Below are 15,884 nucleotides of genomic sequence, written 5' to 3' on the forward strand. Positions count from 1 at the left end.
GGTCAGGGGATGAAATTGGCGTACACACCGGGAGCAACGGGCGCCACGATCCCGTCCGGCGCCCGCTGTCAGCCCCGCGTAGGCACTCCAGCGGACGAGCGCCGACCCCGGTCGTCCCGGAACCGGCCACGCCTCACCCTGCACCGTCGAAAACGGCGGGATGCCGATGACCGTGGGATACCCCCCCTGTGAGTACTTATCAACGTCCCGCGGTTAATAAGTACTCACGGCTGGGTGGCGGCGAGACGCACGAAGGCCGCCGCGTCGAGGGTCTCACCGCGGGCGGACGGTGCGATGCCGGCCTCGAGCAGTCGCCGCTCCGCCTCCGCGGGTGAACCGGCCCAACCGCCGAGCGCGGCGCGTAAAGTCTTGCGGCGCTGAGCGAAAGCCGCATCGATGACGGCGAACACACGGCGGCGGTGTGCGTCGTCGACGGGCCACGGCGGTTCGGCGTACCGATCGATGCGCACGAGACCCGACTCGACCTTCGGCACGGGCCAGAACACCGCGCGCCCGACGGCGCCCGCGCGCCGCACGGCGCCGAAGAAATTGGCCTTCACGCTCGGCACACCGTAGATCTTGCTGCCCGGGGACGCCGCCAGCCGGTCGGCGACCTCGGCCTGCACCATCACCAGAGCGGTTCGGAGACTGGGAAGTTCGGAGAACAGGTGCAGCAGCACCGGCACCGCAACGTTGTACGGCAGATTCGCGACGAGAGCCGTGGGCTCACCGGGGATCTCGGACGGCTTGACCCGCATCGCGTCCGCGCCGACCACGGTCAGCCGGTCCGCGAGTTCCGGAGCCCGGTCGGCGACCGTGACCGGGAGTCGCGCCGCGAGGTTGGGGTCGATCTCGACGGCGATCACCTTGTCGACGACATCGAGCAGCGCCAACGTGAGCGAACCGAGCCCCGGCCCGACCTCGAGGACGGTGTCCTCGCGTCCCACGCCCGCGGTGGCGACGATGCGGCGGACCGTGTTCGCGTCGTGCACGAAGTTCTGCCCCAGCTGCTTGGTGGGGCGCACGCCGAACTCCTCGGCTAGCGCACGCACCTCGGCGGGGCCGAGCAGTGCGGCCTGACCTCGAGCGACGGGGGGTACTTCGGCTTCGGACACCAGCCGAACTTTAACGCACGCCGAGCCTGCCCGAGCACGACGGCCACGCTCCCCAGCCCTGTGTCTTCTGCGTCTGCGACGCGACGGCGATCTGCTCCTCGCGGGTGGCGAGGTCGGCGCGCGGCGCGTACTTGAGGCCGCCCTGACGCTCCCACGTGTTCTGGTCGAACTGGACGCCGCCGAAGAATCCGTTGCCGGTGTTGATGGCCCAGTTACCGGTGGCCTCGCACTGCGCGAGCGCGTCCCAGACCGAACCGTTCTCGACGGGCGGCACCTCGGTGCCCGGCTTCGCGCCGACGCGGATCACCTTCGGCTGCGCCGGCGTCGTGACCGTCGCGGACACCTGGTTGCGTCCGACTTCCCTGCCGTTGACGGTGTTGACCGCGAACGTGATGTCCTGGACGCCGGGCACGCCCGGATTCTCGAGCACGGTTCGACTCTTGTTCATCGTCGGGTCCTCGATGCGCTGCTCCTCCGGAGCCAGCGGCAACGTCTCGACCTTCGTCTCGGTGCGGTCGCGGGTGACGGTCACGGCCATGCCCTCGGTCAGCGGGGTGTCCGCGGCCGGGACGACGGTGTCGGCCTGCTCGAGCGGCGCGCCGTGCGCGGCGAGGAACTCCCCGACCGTCGGCGCGGCCATGCGTACATCGGTGACCGGCAGCGCGCCGTCGGCGAGCGTGACGACGAGCGGATTGAGCACCTCGAGCGCTGCACCGTCGAGCGGAAGTCGCTGCGAACGGGACGCGGACACGTGCACGTCCTCGCCGAGTTCGAACTGCTTCAGCGCGTCCTCGACGGTGAGCGCGGTAGTCCACACCGCCTTGGGCTGACCGTCCACCGTCAGCGTCACTTCACGCGCGCGGCGCAGCACCACGGTGTCCCCGTCGGACAGGCTCGCGTCACGTTCCGGTGCCACGGCGTCGCGGTCGCTGATCGAGTACCCGGCGTCGGACAGGGCGGCGTCGACGCTCGTGGTCATGGTGCTCAGCGAGATCTTCTCGCCGTCCACGTCGAGTGTGACGGTCTTGTGCCGGACCACGGCCATCACTCCGCCTGCGATCAGTGTGGCGAGAAGCAGGGCCACCACGGTGTAGAGCAGCGGCGAGCGAGCCGAGTTGATCTTCGCGAAGGGCGACATCGTGTTCCTTTACTTCAGACCGTCAGCGGAGTCCGAGCTTGCTGGTGCAGGCGGGCCATGCGCCCCAGCCCTGTGCCGCCTGGACCTTCTCGGCGACGGAGATCTGCTGTTCGCGGGTTGCGAGGTCGGCGCGGGCGGCGTACTGGCTGCCGCCGAACGCCTCCCAGGTGCTCTGGGTGAACTGCAGTCCGCCGAAGAACCCGTTGCCGGTGTTGATGGCCCAGTTGCCGGTGGCCTCGCAGTGCGCGATCGAATCCCAGGTGGAGGCGTTGGAGATGGCGAGTTCCTTCACACCGACCTTGACCAGTGCCGGCGCGGGCTCGCGGAGCACCTGAGAGCTGAGCTCCTGGCGTCCGGCCTCGACACCGTTGACGGTCTTCACGGATGCGGTGACGGTGCGCTCGCCGGGAACTCCGGGGTTCGCGACGACGGTCTTGCCCTTGTCGAGCGCGGGATCCTCGACGCGGTTCTCGGGCGGTGCGATGGGCAGCGTCTCGGTGCGAGTCTCGGTGCGGTCGCGGGTCACGTGGATCTCGGTGCCTTCGACGACGGGGGCGTCGGCGGGCGGAACGACGGTGTCGGCCTGCTCGAGCGGGGCGCCGTTGGCGGCGAGGAGCTCACCCACGGTGGGGGCTGCCAGCCGGACGTCCGTGAGCGGTGCGCCGCCGTCGGCGACCTTCACGAGCTTGGCGTTGACGACCTCGAGCGAGGTGCCTTCCAGCGGCAGGCGCTCGGAGCGGGACGCCGAGACGTGGACGTCGTCGGCGAGTTCGAACTGCTTCAGTGCGTCGTCGACGGTGAGGGCGGTGGTCCACACTGTCTTCGGCTGCCCGTCGACCGTGAGGTCGATCTCGCGGGCACGCCGCAGCACCACGGTGTCGCCGTCGGAGAGTGATGCGTCGGCTGCGGGAGCGACGGCGTCACGCTCACTGACGGCGTACCCGGCGTCGTCGAGCGCGCCGCCGACGTCGGAGGCCATCGTCCCGAGCGAGATGGTCTCGCCGTCGACGTCGAGCGTGATGGTCTTGTGCCGCGCCACTGCCAGCGCACCGCCCACGACGAGCGTCGCGAGCAGTGCCGCGACGACTACGTAGAGAAGGGGCGATTTGGCGTTGTTGATTCTGGCTAAAGGCGACACATGAATTCCCAAGGCTGGCGAAGGTTTGATCACGGTACGGTAACGAATCGGCGATGGTCTGGCAACTTTGCCGCTACGACCTGCGCGCGAGATCACGAAAAGGTTGAGATCGGGGACAGTTTTCACTTCACCGCGAAGGATCGCTTCTGGTCCGGACCACGTGCGAAACGCAGTATCTTGCGACATGCACCAAGAAGCCCGGAAGCGACCGGGCACTACTGACTGAGAAAGCTGGGGTTCCGTGCGCAGCAGATCCGATCGACTTCTGAGACTCGTCAGACGTCCGAGAGTGCCCGCGGTGATCGCCGCGCTGACGCTGCTCGTCACACTCGTCGCGCCCGGCCTCGCCGGCGCACAAGAGCCCGCACCGGGCAACAACTACACCATCGCCACCGACATCACGTTCGCCCCGTTCGAGTTCCAGGACGAGAGCGGCAAGCTCGTCGGAATCGACATGGATCTCCTCGCCGCCATCGCCGAGGACCAGGGGTTCACCTACCAGGTCAACGCCGTCGGATTCGACGCCGCACTCCAGGCGGTCACGGGCGGTCAGGCCAACGGCATGATCGCCGGCATGTCGATCACCGACGCCCGCAAGGCGACGTTCGACTTCTCCGATCCGTACTTCGAGTCGGGCGTCCAGATGGGCGTGCTCGAGAGCAACGACTCGGTCACCTCGTACGAGGACCTGCGCGGCAAATCCGTCGCGGTCAAGAACGGCACCGAGGGCGCCACGTACGCGGAGTCCATCAAGGACCAGTACGGATTCACCACCAAGTACTTCGCCGACTCGTCGAGCATGTTCGACGAGGTCCGCACGGGTAACTCGGCGGCCGTGTTCGAGGACTACCCCGTCCTCGCCTACGGCATCAAGCAGGGCAACGGGTTCAAGACGGTCACCGACAAGGTCCCCGGCGCCAGCTACGGGTTCGCCGTCGCGAAGGGCCAGAACGCGCAGCTCCTGCAGGAATTCAACACCGGGCTCGCCAACCTGAAGGTTAGCGGCCAGTACGACGAGATCCTCGACACCTACCTCAACTCGGACGCATCCGACGACGACAACTCGATCCTGGGCCTGATCAAGAGCACCTACCCGCTGCTGCTCGAGGGCCTGTGGCTCACGATCGTCCTGACCGTGGTCTCGATCGCCATCGCGCTCGTCCTCGGTGCGATCTTCGGCCTGTTCCGGGTGTCGACCAACATCGTCCTGCGCGGCATCGGCACCACCTACGTCGACGTGTTCCGCGGCACCCCGCTGCTGGTGCAGGCGTTCTTCATCTACTTCGGCATCCCGGCGGCCCTGGACTTCCAGATGTCGGCGTTCACGGCGGGCATCATCACGCTGAGCCTCAACGCCGGCGCGTACATGGCCGAGATCGTGCGCGGCGGCATCCTGTCCGTCGACAAGGGCCAGATGGAAGCGTCGCGGAGCCTCGGCATCAGCTACCTGAAGTCGATGCAGAAGGTCGTGATGCCGCAGGCCGTGCGGACGATGATCCCGTCGTACATCAACCAGTTCGTGATCACGCTGAAGGACACGTCGATCCTGTCCGTGATCGGGCTCGCCGAGCTCACTCAGACCGGGCGGATCATCATCGCCCGCAACTTCCAGTCCTTCAACATGTGGCTGATCATCGGCGTGATGTATTTCATCATCATCATGGCGTTGACGAAGCTGTCGAACCGGCTCGAGAAGAGGATCAACAAGTGACCGAGACACCGGTGACAGAGAACAAGGCCGAGACCGCCGACCCGAAGATCCGGGTGAAGGGTCTGAAGAAGTCGTTCGGCGACAACGAGGTCCTCAAGGGCCTCGACGTCGACATCGCGAGCGGTGAAGTGGTCTGCGTGATCGGGCCGTCGGGCTCCGGCAAGAGCACGTTCCTGCGCTGCCTCAACCGGCTCGAGGACATCACGGACGGCAAGGTCGTGGTCGACGGGTTCGACGTGAGCGACAAGAAGATCGACATCGACCGGGTGCGTCAGCACATCGGCATGGTCTTCCAGCACTTCAACTTGTTCCCGCACATGACGGCGATCGAGAACGTGATGCTCGCGCCCGTGCAGACCAAGCGGGCCTCCAAGGAGGAGGCGCGGGCGACGGCGGTCCGGCTGCTCGAGCAGGTCGGGTTGGCGGAGAAGGCGGACGCGAAGCCGGCGAACCTGTCCGGTGGGCAGAAGCAGCGCGTCGCGATCGCGCGGGCCCTGGCGATGAACCCGGACATCATGCTGTTCGACGAGGCGACCAGCGCCCTGGACCCCGAGATGGTGGGCGAGGTGCTGCAGGTTCTGCGCGACCTCGCGAAGGGTGGCATGACGATGGTCGTGGTCACGCACGAGATGGGCTTCGCCCGCGAGGTGTCCGACCGGGTGATCTTCATGGCCGACGGTTACGTGGTGGAGGAGGGCACTCCGGAGCAGATCTTCGGCGACCCGCAGCAGTCCCGCACCCAGGACTTCCTGAACAAGGTCCTCTGACACGTGAGGGGCGAAGCGTGCCGGGGCACGCTTCGCCACTTACATGGGGTCAGACGGTGGCGCGTTCCTTCGCGACCCACGGAACCTTGTGGCCGAGCAGTCCGTCGACGCCGAACCGGCCCGATCCGACGACGGCGAGCAGCAGCGAGCCGACTCCCAGAGCCAGCACCAGCTCGTAGCCGCCCTCGCTGGCGAAGATTCCCTTGTCGACGTGCACGAGGAAGAAGGCGCCGACCATGTCGAGGAAGAGCAGGATGCCGAAGATCGGGACGGCCGCCCCGACGATGAGTGCGATTCCGCCGATCAGCTCGATCCACGTCGCGAGGAACGCCGAGACGCCGGGAAGCGGAACTCCCATGGCCTCGAAGCCGGCGGTCGTGGCGTCGAGTCCGTTGGTGAAGGCCTTCTGCCAGCCGTGGGCGAGGAAGATGACGCCGATGCCCACGCGGGCGACGAGGATTCCCAGGCTTCGAACTGCGGGGTTGTTCATGGATGTGCCTTTCATCGTGGTGTCCCCGCGCGACCGGGACGACCGTTGGTTGAACAAGCAACGATCCTAAGTTCTCTAACTTGAAACTTCAACATAGGGCTTTCGGCCCCGTGAGTGGTTGACGAGTCCAGGGACTCGTCAACCGCTCACGGGGCGGAGGCCGTACACGCGCTCGGCGGTCGCGGTGGACGCCTTCGCCAGGTCGTCCGGATCCTCGCCACGGATCTCGGCGAGCGCCCGGACCGTGTACGGGAGGCAGTACGGCTCGTTGGGAGCGCCCCGGAACGGGTGCGGAGTGAGGAACGGCGCATCCGTCTCGACGATCAACTGATCCGATGGCACCAGGGGGGCCGCTTCCCGCAAGGCCTTCGCGTTCTTGAAGCTGACGGTGCCGGAGAAGCTGAGGACGTAACCGGCGTCGACGCACTCGCGCGCCATCTCGGCGTCCGAGGAGAAGCAGTGAAAGATCACCGTCTCCGGCGCACCCTCCTCACGCAGCACCTGCAGCAGCGCCTGATCGGCCTCCCGGTTGTGGATCATCAGCGTCTTGCCGAGCCGCTTCGCGAGGTCGATGTGCCAGCGGAAGCCCTCGGTCTGCTCGGGGACCGTGGCGCAGCCGTCGAGTTTCCCGGGCCAGTAAAAGTCGAGTCCCGTCTCCCCCACCGCGACCACCCGAGGATCACCGGCCAGTCGCTCGATCTCCGCCCGGGTCGCGTCGTCGAGCACGTTCGCCCGGGTGGGGTGGATGGCCACGGCCGCGTAGACGCGGGGATCCCAGTGGGCCGCATCGACGGCGAACTGCGCGGCCGCCAGGTCGTCGGCCACCGTGACCACCCGCTCCACCCCGACCGCGGCGGCCCGGTCGACGATCGCCGTGACGCTCGCGGCGTCCGAGGCACCACACGCGTCGAGGTGGGTGTGCGAGTCGACGAGCGGGAACAGCGGCGCGGGGGCTTCCGGGGCGGGACGGTCTTTGCTCATGCGGACATTGTCGACGCCGCCGCCGCACGTGTCACATGCGGTACTTTCTCCCGGACGGGGAGGGAGCCGTGTCCATGACTTCGAGCTCGATGAACGGCCGCGTGATCGCGGTGACCGGTGGCGCGAGGGGAATCGGGAGGGAGGTCGCCCGACAGCTGGCACTGGCCGGCGCCCGGGTCGCGATCGGCGACGTCGACGGCGCCGCCGCCCGCAGGACGGCGGACGAACTCGGCCGGGCGGGCGGGACGGTGGAGGGTCTCGAACTGGACGTCACCGACACCGCGTCGTTCGCGGCATTCCTCACGGCCGTCGAGGACCACTGGGGCAGGATCGACGTACTCGTCAACAACGCGGGCGTGATGTGGGTCGGCAGGTTCGACGAGGAACCCGAGTCCGCGACGGATCGGCAGCTCGCCGTGAACCTGCACGGCGTCATCCGCGGGGTGAGACTGGCGGCGCCGGCGATGCGTGCGCGCGGCCGCGGCCAGATCGTCACGGTGGCGTCGCTGGCGTCGAAGGTCGCACCCCCCGGCGAGTCGACGTATGCCGCGACGAAACACGGCGTGCTCGGTTACCTGACCGGTGTCCGCGAGGAACTCCGCGGGTCGGGCGTGCAGATCTCGGTGATCATGCCCGCTGTCGTCGACACCGAACTCGCGGCCGGCACGGCGACGGGCGCGGCAAAACTGCTGACGCCGGCCGACGTCGCGAAGACCGTCGTCGCGGTGATCCACCGCCCCCGGTTCGAGGTCACCATCCCCCGGTACGTCGGCCCGCTTGCGCGCCTGGTCACCGTCTTTCCGCAGTTCGCCCGTGACTTCGCGATCCGCCGCATGGTCCCCGACCAGGTCAGGTCCACGAACAAGTCGGCCCGCGCGGCGTACGAGTCACGCACCGTCACCGACGAGGGCGGCGCCGGGCAGGCCTAGAACCCGAATCTGCGCGTCACGAAACGGCGGCGCGCAGATAGAGTGGTCGCACCATGAATGCTGCTGATTCCACCGCCTCGCGGCCACCTTTCTATCTGACGACGGCGATCGCGTACCCGAACGGCGTCCCGCACATCGGCCACGCCTACGAGTACATCTCCTCGGACGCCCTCGCACGCTTCAAGCGTCTGGACGGGTTCGACGTCTACTTCATGACGGGAACCGACGAGCACGGCCTGAAGATGCAGCAGACGGCGGCCAAGGAAGGCATCGACGTCCGTGAGCTCGCCGCGCGGAACTCGGACGTGTTCGAGGCCATGGACAAGACGTTGAACATCTCCTTCGACCGGTTCATCCGCACCACGGATGCCGATCACGAAGAAGCCAGCAAGGCGATCTGGCGGAGGATGCTCGACAACGGCGACATCTACCTCGACACGTACTCGGGCTGGTACTCGGTCCGCGACGAGGCGTTCTACACCGAGGCCGAGACCACCCTGCAGGACGACGGTTCACGCCTGTCCACCGAGACGGGCACCCCGGTCGAGTGGACGGAGGAGTCCACGTACTTCTTCAAGCTGTCCGAGTACCAGGACAAGCTGCTCCGGCTGTACGAGGAGAATCCCGACTTCATCGCACCCGCGACTCGCCGCAACGAGATCGTCAGCTTCGTCAAGGGCGGACTGAAGGACCTGTCGATCTCCCGCACGACGTTCGACTGGGGCGTTCCGGTCCCCGACCATCCCGAGCACGTGATGTACGTGTGGGTGGACGCGCTCACCAACTACCTGACCGGCGCCGGATACCCGGACACCGACTCCGAGCAGTTCGGCAAGTTCTGGCCGGCGAACCTGCACATCATCGGCAAGGACATCACCCGGTTCCACACCGTGTACTGGCCGGCGTTCCTGATGTCGGCGGGAATCGAACTGCCGAAGCGCGTCTTCGTGCATGGATTCCTCTACAACAAGGGCGAGAAGATGTCGAAGTCGGTCGGCAACGTCGTCGACCCCGTCGCCATGGTGGAGCAGTACGGCCTCGACGCCGTGCGCTTCTTCCTGCTCCGCGAAATCTCCTACGGCCAGGACGGCAGCTACAGCCACGAGGCCATCGTCACCCGGATCAACGCCGACCTGGCGAACGAGCTCGGCAACCTCGCGCAGCGGTCGCTGTCGATGGTCGCGAAGAACTGCGACGCCCAGGTCCCGACCCCCGGCGAGCTGACCGAGGACGACACGGCGATGCTCGCGCAGGCGGATGCGCTGCTCGGGCGGGTTCGCGCCGAATACGACGTCCAGGCACTGCATCTCGCGCTGGAGGCGATCTGGTCGGTTCTCGGCGAGACCAACCGGTACTTCTCCAAGCAGGAGCCGTGGGTTCTGCGGAAGACGGATCCGGAGCGGATGGCGACGGTGCTGTACGTGACGCTCGAGGTGGTGCGGATCGTCGGCATCCTCGTGCAGCCGGTGATGCCGGACGCCGCGGAGAAGATCCTCGACCTCCTGGGCCAGAAGGCCGATGCCCGGCAGTTCAGCGACCTCTCGACACGCATCGTGGCGGGCACCCCGTTGCCGGCGCCGTCGGGCGTGTTCCCGCGTTACGTGGAGGACTGATCCGTGTGGGGTCCGTTCTTGTCGGACCCCGCATGCACACTCTCCCCATGACGCCGAATAGAACATACATTCGATCTCATCACGGTGGATTCGGGAACGGAGCGCGCGTGTTCGACGACGAAGTGAGCCCCCAGGCCGCCGCGGCGGTCCACACCCTGATGGGTGAGTTGTCGGCCGCGTACGAGCGTGGGTGGCAGCCCGCCGACGTCGTGCATCTTGCGCGGAGATCGAAGGAGCCGTCCGACGCGGCGCTGGCGGCGGCCCTGGTGCTGCACGAGGCGGAGCGCACGCGGGCCGCGCACCGGGCGCCGCGGGACTGGGTGGAGCAACTCCGCACCATCGGCGAGCAGTACCCCGGTGCGTCGCACCTGGCCGGGCGGGTTCCGGTCGACGGTCCCGACGTTCGGGCGCTGGCCGCCGGACTGCTGTTCGAAGACCCGTACCACTCCGTCTACCAGCTCACCGACCTGTCACTGACGTGGACGAATCTGCCCGGCTGGACGGTGCTCGCTCCCCCGCCGTCGACGTGGCCCGTCGTGCGGGTCGCCGACCCGGCCGCGGCCGTGCCGGGCGAGACCGAGGCCGACGCGAAGGTGCTCAACAGGATCCGCGGGCTGCTCGCAAAGGCCGAGGCCACCGATTTCGCGGAGGAGGCCGAGATCTTCACCGCGAAGGCGCAGGAGTTGATGACGCGTTACGCGATCAACGCCGCTCTCCTCCACACCCAGAACGGGGTGGGCAACACGGCGGTGCACAGTCGCCGCATCCACCTGGAGAATCCGTATGTCAAGGAGAAGGTGCACCTCCTCACCGAGATCGGTGACTCCAACCGGGTACGCACCGTGTGGTTCAGCTCTCTCGCCATCGCGACCGTGGTCGGAACCCCCCTCGACCTGCAACAGGTAGACATGCTGTTCACCTCGCTGCTCGTGCAGGCAACGCGCGCAATGCAATTCGCGGACGCCGACAGTCGCAGTGGTTCACGCACCACGTCGTTCCGGAAGGGTTTCCTCGCGGGCTTCGCCAGCCGCATCGGCCAGCGGTTGCGCGACGCCGACAGCCGGGCCACGGCCGAGGCCGCCGACGAGGCGTCGATCGCTGTCGACGATCTGCTGCCGATTCTGGCCACCAAATCCGAGGCCGTCGACGCCGAGTTCGACCGTCTGTTTCCGCGTACCAAGAAGGCGCGCGGCAGGGCTGTCGACGCCAACGGCTGGTACGCCGGACAGGCCGCCGCCGACGACGCGTCGCTGGCTCCCGGAGAGCGTGCCCTCCGGCGGTAGCGCTCGCCGGAGGGCACCTAGTCCTTCCGGGAGGCCAGCACCGTCTCGTAGAGTTCCCGCTTCGACACGCCGGTGGTGGCGACGAGCGCGCACGCATCCTTGAGCCGGGTGCCGTCCGCGACGAGTCGCTCCACCTCGTCGACGAGGTCGGCGGGGTCGGACGCGACGAGAGTGGCGCCTTCCACCACCACCGTGATCTCGCCGCGGACACCGTCGGCGGCCCACTCGGCGAGTTCGGCGAGGGTGCCGCGGCGGACCTCCTCGTACGTCTTGGTCAGTTCCCGGCAGACGGCGGCGCGGCGGGTTCCGCCGAGCACCTCGACCGCGTCTGCCAGGCAGTCGGCGAGCCGGTGCGGTGCCTCGAAGAACACACACGCGCGTTGCTCGGCGACCAGGGCCCGCAACCACGTCTTGCGCTGGCCTTGCTTCCGGGGCGGGAAGCCGTCGAAGCAGAACCGTTCGACGGGCAACCCGGACAGCGCGAGCGCCGTCGTCACCGCCGACGGTCCGGGCAGGCACGTCACCGCCAGATCCTCGGCCACGCACGCCGACACCAGCCGGTACCCGGGGTCGCTGACGGAGGGCATGCCGGCGTCGGTGACGAGGAGAACGGTCTTGCCGGACGCGACGTCGGCGACGAGGGCGGGCAGCCGGGCCGTCTCGACCTGGTCGTAGAAGCTGACGACCTTGCCGGTGATCGTCACGTCGAGAGCAGAGGCGAGAGCTTTGGTGCGGCGGGTGTCCTCGGCGGCGACGACGTCGGCCGTCCCGAGCGCCGTACGCAGCCTCGGCGAGGCGTCACCCACGTCCCCCATCGGTGTTGCGGCGAGCACTAGGCGACCAGTCATGACCCACAGCCTACGATTGCGGCGTGACGATGCTGACGGACGAGCGACCGACGCCCTCCGCACGACAGCCGTCCATGGTCGGACCGGCGCCCCTCGTGCCGCCCCCCGACTTCGGTCCCGTCGACCGCGCCCGCGGCTGGGTGGTCACCCTGTTCGTCACGGCGATCGCGGCGATCACCCGGTTCACGATGCTCGGTTACCCGACCGACGCGGGCACTCCCGTGTTCGACGAGAAGCACTACGCGCCCCAGGGCTGGCAGGTGCTCACCGGCGGCTGGCTCGAGGACAACCCTGGTTACGGACTGGTTGTGCATCCGCCGATCGGCAAACAGCTGATCGCGGTGGGCGAGGCGATCTTCGGCTACAACGGCTGGGGTTGGCGTTTCGCCTCCGCCGTGGCCGGCACGATCATGGTTCTGCTGGTGATCCGCATCGTCCGCCGGCTCACCCGATCCACTCTGATCGGCGGCCTCGCCGGGATCCTGCTGGTCGCGGACGGCGTCACGTTCGTCTCGTCCCGGCTCGGCATGCTCGACATCTTCCTGGCAGTATTCGCGGTCGCCGCTCTGGGCTGCCTGGTGGTGGACCGCGACCAGGTCCGTGAGCGGATGGCCCGCGTGTACGACGAGGGCCGGATCGGCGACAGCGACTGGGGTCCGCGACTCGGAGTGCGCTGGTGGCGGTTCGGCGCCGGGGTCATGCTGGGTCTGGCGTGCGGCACCAAATGGTCGGGCGTCTACTTCATCGTGTTCTTCGGGCTTCTCAGCGTCGCATTCGACGTGTCGGCCCGGCGCGCCTACGGGGTGCGGCGACCGTGGTTCGGTGCCGGCGTCCGCGATGTGGGCCCGGCGCTGTACGCGCTGGTCGTCGTGCCGCTGTTCGTGTACCTCGCCAGCTACTGGGCGTGGTTCGCCAGCGAGACGGGTGTGGACCGGCATGCCGTGGGCAACGAGATCGGGACGGGCGGCACCTGGTCGTTCGTGCCGGGCGCGCTCCGGTCGCTGTGGTACTACAGCGGCAACGTCCTCGAGTTCCACGAAGGCCTCACCAATTCGGCGGGCAATCATCACCCGTGGGAGTCGAAGCCGTGGACGTGGCCGATGGGTCTGCGCCCGATGCTGTACTACTTCGCCGAGGGTGATCACGTCACCGGCTGCGGAGCGTCGAGTTGCGTCAAGGCCGTCATGCTCATCGGGACGCCCGCGATGTGGTGGCTGGCACTGCCGATGCTCGTGTGGGCGCTGTGGCAGACCGCGGTGCGGAAGGACTGGCGGTACGCCACCGTCCTCACCGCCTACGGCGCCGCGTTCCTGCCGTGGCTGACCACCCTGGACCGCCAGATGTACTACTTCTATGCGGTGGCCCTGGCGCCGTTCATGGTGATGGGTCTCGCGCTGGTCCTCGGCGACATCCTGGGTAGCGCGAAGGCGTCGTTCGAACGGCGCACCACGGGCCTGCTCGCCGTCTGCCTCTATGTGGGGCTCGTGGTCGCCAACTTCATCTGGTTGTGGCCGATCCTCACGGCCGTCCCGATCACCCCGGACACGTGGCAGCACCAACTGTGGCTCCCCAGCTGGCGCTGACCCCGGAATTATCCCAGCTGGCGCTGACCCCGGAATGAGTCGAGCCGCCCGGGTCCCGTGGGACACCGAGCGGCTCGCAGACTGTTTCTCTAGCGGGACGAAATCCGGTCGCGACGACGTTTGGCCGCCACTCTCCGCATCTCTCTCCGCATTTCCCGGCCGTCGACGATCATCTGGTCGCGGGACAGATCCTTGTAGAGCGAGAAACACAACCCGATCATCACGAGGACGAACGGCGCCGCGGCGATGATCGTCATCGTCTGCAGTCCGTCCAGCGCGGTGTCGCCGCCGGTCCACAGGATGAGCGCGGCGACGCCACCGGTGAGCACACCCCAGAACACGACCACCCAGCGCTGCGGTTCCAGCGAACCGCGCTGCGACAGGGTGCCCATCACCATCGATGCGGCGTCGGCCCCGGAGACGAAGAAGATCCCGACGAGGATCATCACCAGGACGGTCGTGATGCCGGTGAGCGGCAGGTGGTTGAGCATGCCGAACAGCTGACCCTCCTGGGTGTCCTGTCCGGCGAGGTCGATTCCGTCACGCTGCTCGCTGATTCCGGCACCACCGAAGATCGCGAACCACACGAGGCTCACGGCGCTCGGCACCACGATCACGCCGACCACGAACTGGCGGATGGTCCGGCCGCGGCTGATGCGTGCCAGGAACATGCCGACGAACGGGGTCCAGGAGATCCACCACGCCCAGTAGAAGATGGTCCACGAGGACAACCATTCGCCGGTCGCCGGATCGGACGACGCTCCGGTGCGGGCCGACATCTGCGCGAGCTGCGCGGCGTAGGCGCCGATCGTGGTGGGCAGCAGGTTGAGGATCAGGACCGTCGGCCCCACGACGAACACGAAGAGGGCCAGGATGACGGCGAGCACCATGTTGGTGTTGGAGAGCCACTGAATTCCCTTCGCGACACCCGACACGGCGGATGCCACGAACGCGAGGGTCAGCAGGGCGACGATGGCGACCAGCAGGAACGTGCTGACCTCCGACATCCACCCGACGACCTGGAAACCGGACCCGATCTGCAGTGCGCCGAGGCCCAGCGAAGCGGCGGTGCCGAACAGCGTCGCGAAGATCGCGAGAACGTCGATGAACTTGCCGATCGGCCCCTCGGCGCGACGGCCGAGCAGCGGGATGAAGGCGGAGCTGAACAGCTGCTTGCGACCCTTGCGGTACGAGCCGTACGCGATCGACAGTCCGACAACCGCGTACATCGCCCAGGGGTGCAGGCTCCAGTGGAACATGGTGGTGGCCATCGCAGTTCCGATGCCACCGTTGGAACCCGGAGGGGGTGTCACGTAGTGCGCGAGAGGTTCGGCGACACCGAAGAACATCAGTCCGATGCCCATGCCGGCGCTGAACATCATCGCGATCCAGCTGACCGTCCGGAACTCGGGCTTCTCGCCGTCCTTGCCGAGCGGGATGTGACCGAACTTGCTGAACGCGAGCCACAGTGAGAAGAGGACGAATCCGGACGCCGACAGGACGAACAACCAGCCCATGTCGGTGACCAGCCAGTCGAGTGCCTTGCCGGTCGTGGAGTCGAGATTGTCGGGGGCCACGAGCCCCCAGACGACGATTGCCGAGACCGCGGCGGCAGCGGCGGAGAACACGACTTGGTCGGTGCGAACACCGACCCGTTTGAGCCCTCCGCCGACGCTCGCGTCGGCGGTCTCGGAACCTTGATCAGGCAGATCAGTATTCATTGCCATGAACAACTACGTTGGTCATTTTCGATGGTAAAAGCAAGCTAGCCCATCGCCTCACACCGAATCGAGACCCAGCCTACGGCATCGTCACGCTGCGGTTTTTCCCCATCCCGAGCCTCTTCCGAGAAGCCCGTCGATGCTGAGGCGTCCGGCACCGATCACGGCGAGAAGAAGTGACCCGACGCCGAGTGCGACAACGAGTTCGTACCCGCCGTTCGCGACGAAGACGCCCTTGTCCGCGTGTACCAGAATCAGCGCCCCGAGCATGTCGAGGAACAGCAGGATTCCGGCGATCGGCGTGGCCACTCCCACGATGAGAGCAAATCCACCCGCGAGTTCGATAGTGGCGGCCGCAACAGCCGAAATGTCGGGAAGCGGGACGCCCATTTCGGCGAACGACGCCTGTGTGGCCTTCACTCCGTAGTCGAAGAACTTCTGCCAGCCGTGCGCGACGAAGACGACGCCGAGTCCGATCCGGGCAATCAGTAGTGCGAGGTCGCGGAAGAGTGCGGAAGCCATACCGAGTGTCTACCTTTCTGGGGTCACACCTTCTGGATGCGGCGC

The 15,884-nt window shown here is 67.4% G+C and carries 14 protein-coding genes; 6 read left to right on the forward strand and 8 right to left on the reverse strand.

Going from position 1 to position 15,884, the window contains the following annotated elements:
• Positions 1-224: 224 nt before the first annotated feature.
• From rsmA to JVH1_RS07975, 3 genes are read right to left on the reverse strand one after another with little or no spacing between them, the layout of a single operon-like run.
• Complete coding sequence (rsmA, locus tag JVH1_RS07965; RefSeq protein WP_011597804.1) at positions 225-1,115, reverse strand: 16S rRNA (adenine(1518)-N(6)/adenine(1519)-N(6))-dimethyltransferase RsmA; 891 nt, start codon at positions 1,113-1,115, stop codon at positions 225-227.
• Between the two features lie 10 nt (positions 1,116-1,125).
• The gene (locus JVH1_RS07970) at positions 1,126-2,253 is read right to left on the reverse strand and encodes a resuscitation-promoting factor (RefSeq protein ID WP_009478925.1); all 1,128 of its coding nucleotides are present in this window, start codon (positions 2,251-2,253) and stop codon (positions 1,126-1,128) included.
• 22 nt (positions 2,254-2,275) lie between these two features.
• Positions 2,276-3,391: a resuscitation-promoting factor gene (locus tag JVH1_RS07975; protein WP_009478924.1), complete on the reverse strand. Its 1,116-nt coding sequence runs from the start codon at positions 3,389-3,391 to the stop codon at positions 2,276-2,278.
• 241 nt (positions 3,392-3,632) lie between these two features.
• On the opposite strand from JVH1_RS07975, the gene JVH1_RS07980 reads away from it, so the two are divergent.
• On the forward strand, positions 3,633-5,102 hold the full coding sequence (locus tag JVH1_RS07980) for an amino acid ABC transporter substrate-binding protein/permease (protein ID WP_371112954.1): 1,470 nt from the start codon (positions 3,633-3,635) through the stop codon (positions 5,100-5,102).
• Entirely contained in the window at positions 5,099-5,869 is a 771-nt protein-coding gene (locus JVH1_RS07985; protein WP_009478922.1) for an amino acid ABC transporter ATP-binding protein, read from the forward strand. Before JVH1_RS07980 ends, JVH1_RS07985 begins: the two co-directional genes overlap by 4 nt.
• 49 nt (positions 5,870-5,918) lie before the next feature.
• On the opposite strand, the gene JVH1_RS07990 is transcribed toward JVH1_RS07985, so the two are convergent.
• Together JVH1_RS07990 and JVH1_RS07995 are read right to left on the reverse strand one after the other, a co-directional pair.
• Entirely contained in the window at positions 5,919-6,359 is a 441-nt protein-coding gene (locus tag JVH1_RS07990) for a DoxX family protein (protein ID WP_009478921.1), read from the reverse strand.
• Positions 6,360-6,497: 138 nt separating this feature from the next.
• Complete coding sequence (locus JVH1_RS07995) at positions 6,498-7,340, reverse strand: TatD family hydrolase (protein WP_005255429.1); 843 nt, start codon at positions 7,338-7,340, stop codon at positions 6,498-6,500.
• Between the two features lie 35 nt (positions 7,341-7,375).
• Here JVH1_RS07995 and JVH1_RS08000 point away from each other — a divergent pair, with 35 nt between their 5' ends.
• From JVH1_RS08000 to JVH1_RS08010, 3 genes are read left to right on the forward strand one after another with little or no spacing between them, the layout of a single operon-like run.
• Entirely contained in the window at positions 7,376-8,269 is an 894-nt protein-coding gene (locus JVH1_RS08000) for an SDR family oxidoreductase (RefSeq protein WP_051033790.1), read from the forward strand.
• Positions 8,270-8,322: 53 nt separating this feature from the next.
• Positions 8,323-9,882 carry a methionine--tRNA ligase gene (metG, locus tag JVH1_RS08005; RefSeq protein ID WP_009478919.1) on the forward strand — a complete coding sequence of 520 codons (1,560 nt, stop codon included), beginning with the start codon at positions 8,323-8,325 and terminating at the stop codon, positions 9,880-9,882.
• Between the two features lie 47 nt (positions 9,883-9,929).
• Positions 9,930-11,165, forward strand: coding sequence for a DUF2786 domain-containing protein (locus JVH1_RS08010; RefSeq protein WP_050787398.1), 1,236 nt, complete (start codon positions 9,930-9,932; stop codon positions 11,163-11,165).
• Positions 11,166-11,182: 17 nt separating this feature from the next.
• Here the strand turns inward: JVH1_RS08010 and rsmI are convergent, their stop codons facing one another.
• Entirely contained in the window at positions 11,183-12,013 is an 831-nt protein-coding gene (gene rsmI / locus JVH1_RS08015) for a 16S rRNA (cytidine(1402)-2'-O)-methyltransferase (protein WP_011597796.1), read from the reverse strand.
• Between the two features lie 74 nt (positions 12,014-12,087).
• Between rsmI and JVH1_RS08020 the strand changes: the two genes are divergently transcribed.
• A complete protein-coding gene (locus tag JVH1_RS08020) occupies positions 12,088-13,596 on the forward strand; it encodes a dolichyl-phosphate-mannose--protein mannosyltransferase (protein ID WP_043781916.1) in 1,509 nt (502 codons plus the stop codon).
• Between the two features lie 89 nt (positions 13,597-13,685).
• On the opposite strand, the gene JVH1_RS08025 is transcribed toward JVH1_RS08020, so the two are convergent.
• Together JVH1_RS08025 and JVH1_RS08030 are read right to left on the reverse strand one after the other, a co-directional pair.
• Entirely contained in the window at positions 13,686-15,317 is a 1,632-nt protein-coding gene (locus JVH1_RS08025) for a BCCT family transporter (RefSeq protein ID WP_371113087.1), read from the reverse strand.
• A 90-nt stretch (positions 15,318-15,407) separates the two neighbouring features.
• Positions 15,408-15,839, reverse strand: coding sequence for a DoxX family protein (locus tag JVH1_RS08030; protein ID WP_009478914.1), 432 nt, complete (start codon positions 15,837-15,839; stop codon positions 15,408-15,410).
• Positions 15,840-15,884: the final 45 nt, after the last annotated feature.

Source organism: Rhodococcus sp. JVH1 (assembly GCF_000280725.2).
Taxonomy (GTDB): Bacteria; Actinomycetota; Actinomycetes; order Mycobacteriales; family Mycobacteriaceae; genus Rhodococcus_F; species Rhodococcus_F jostii_A.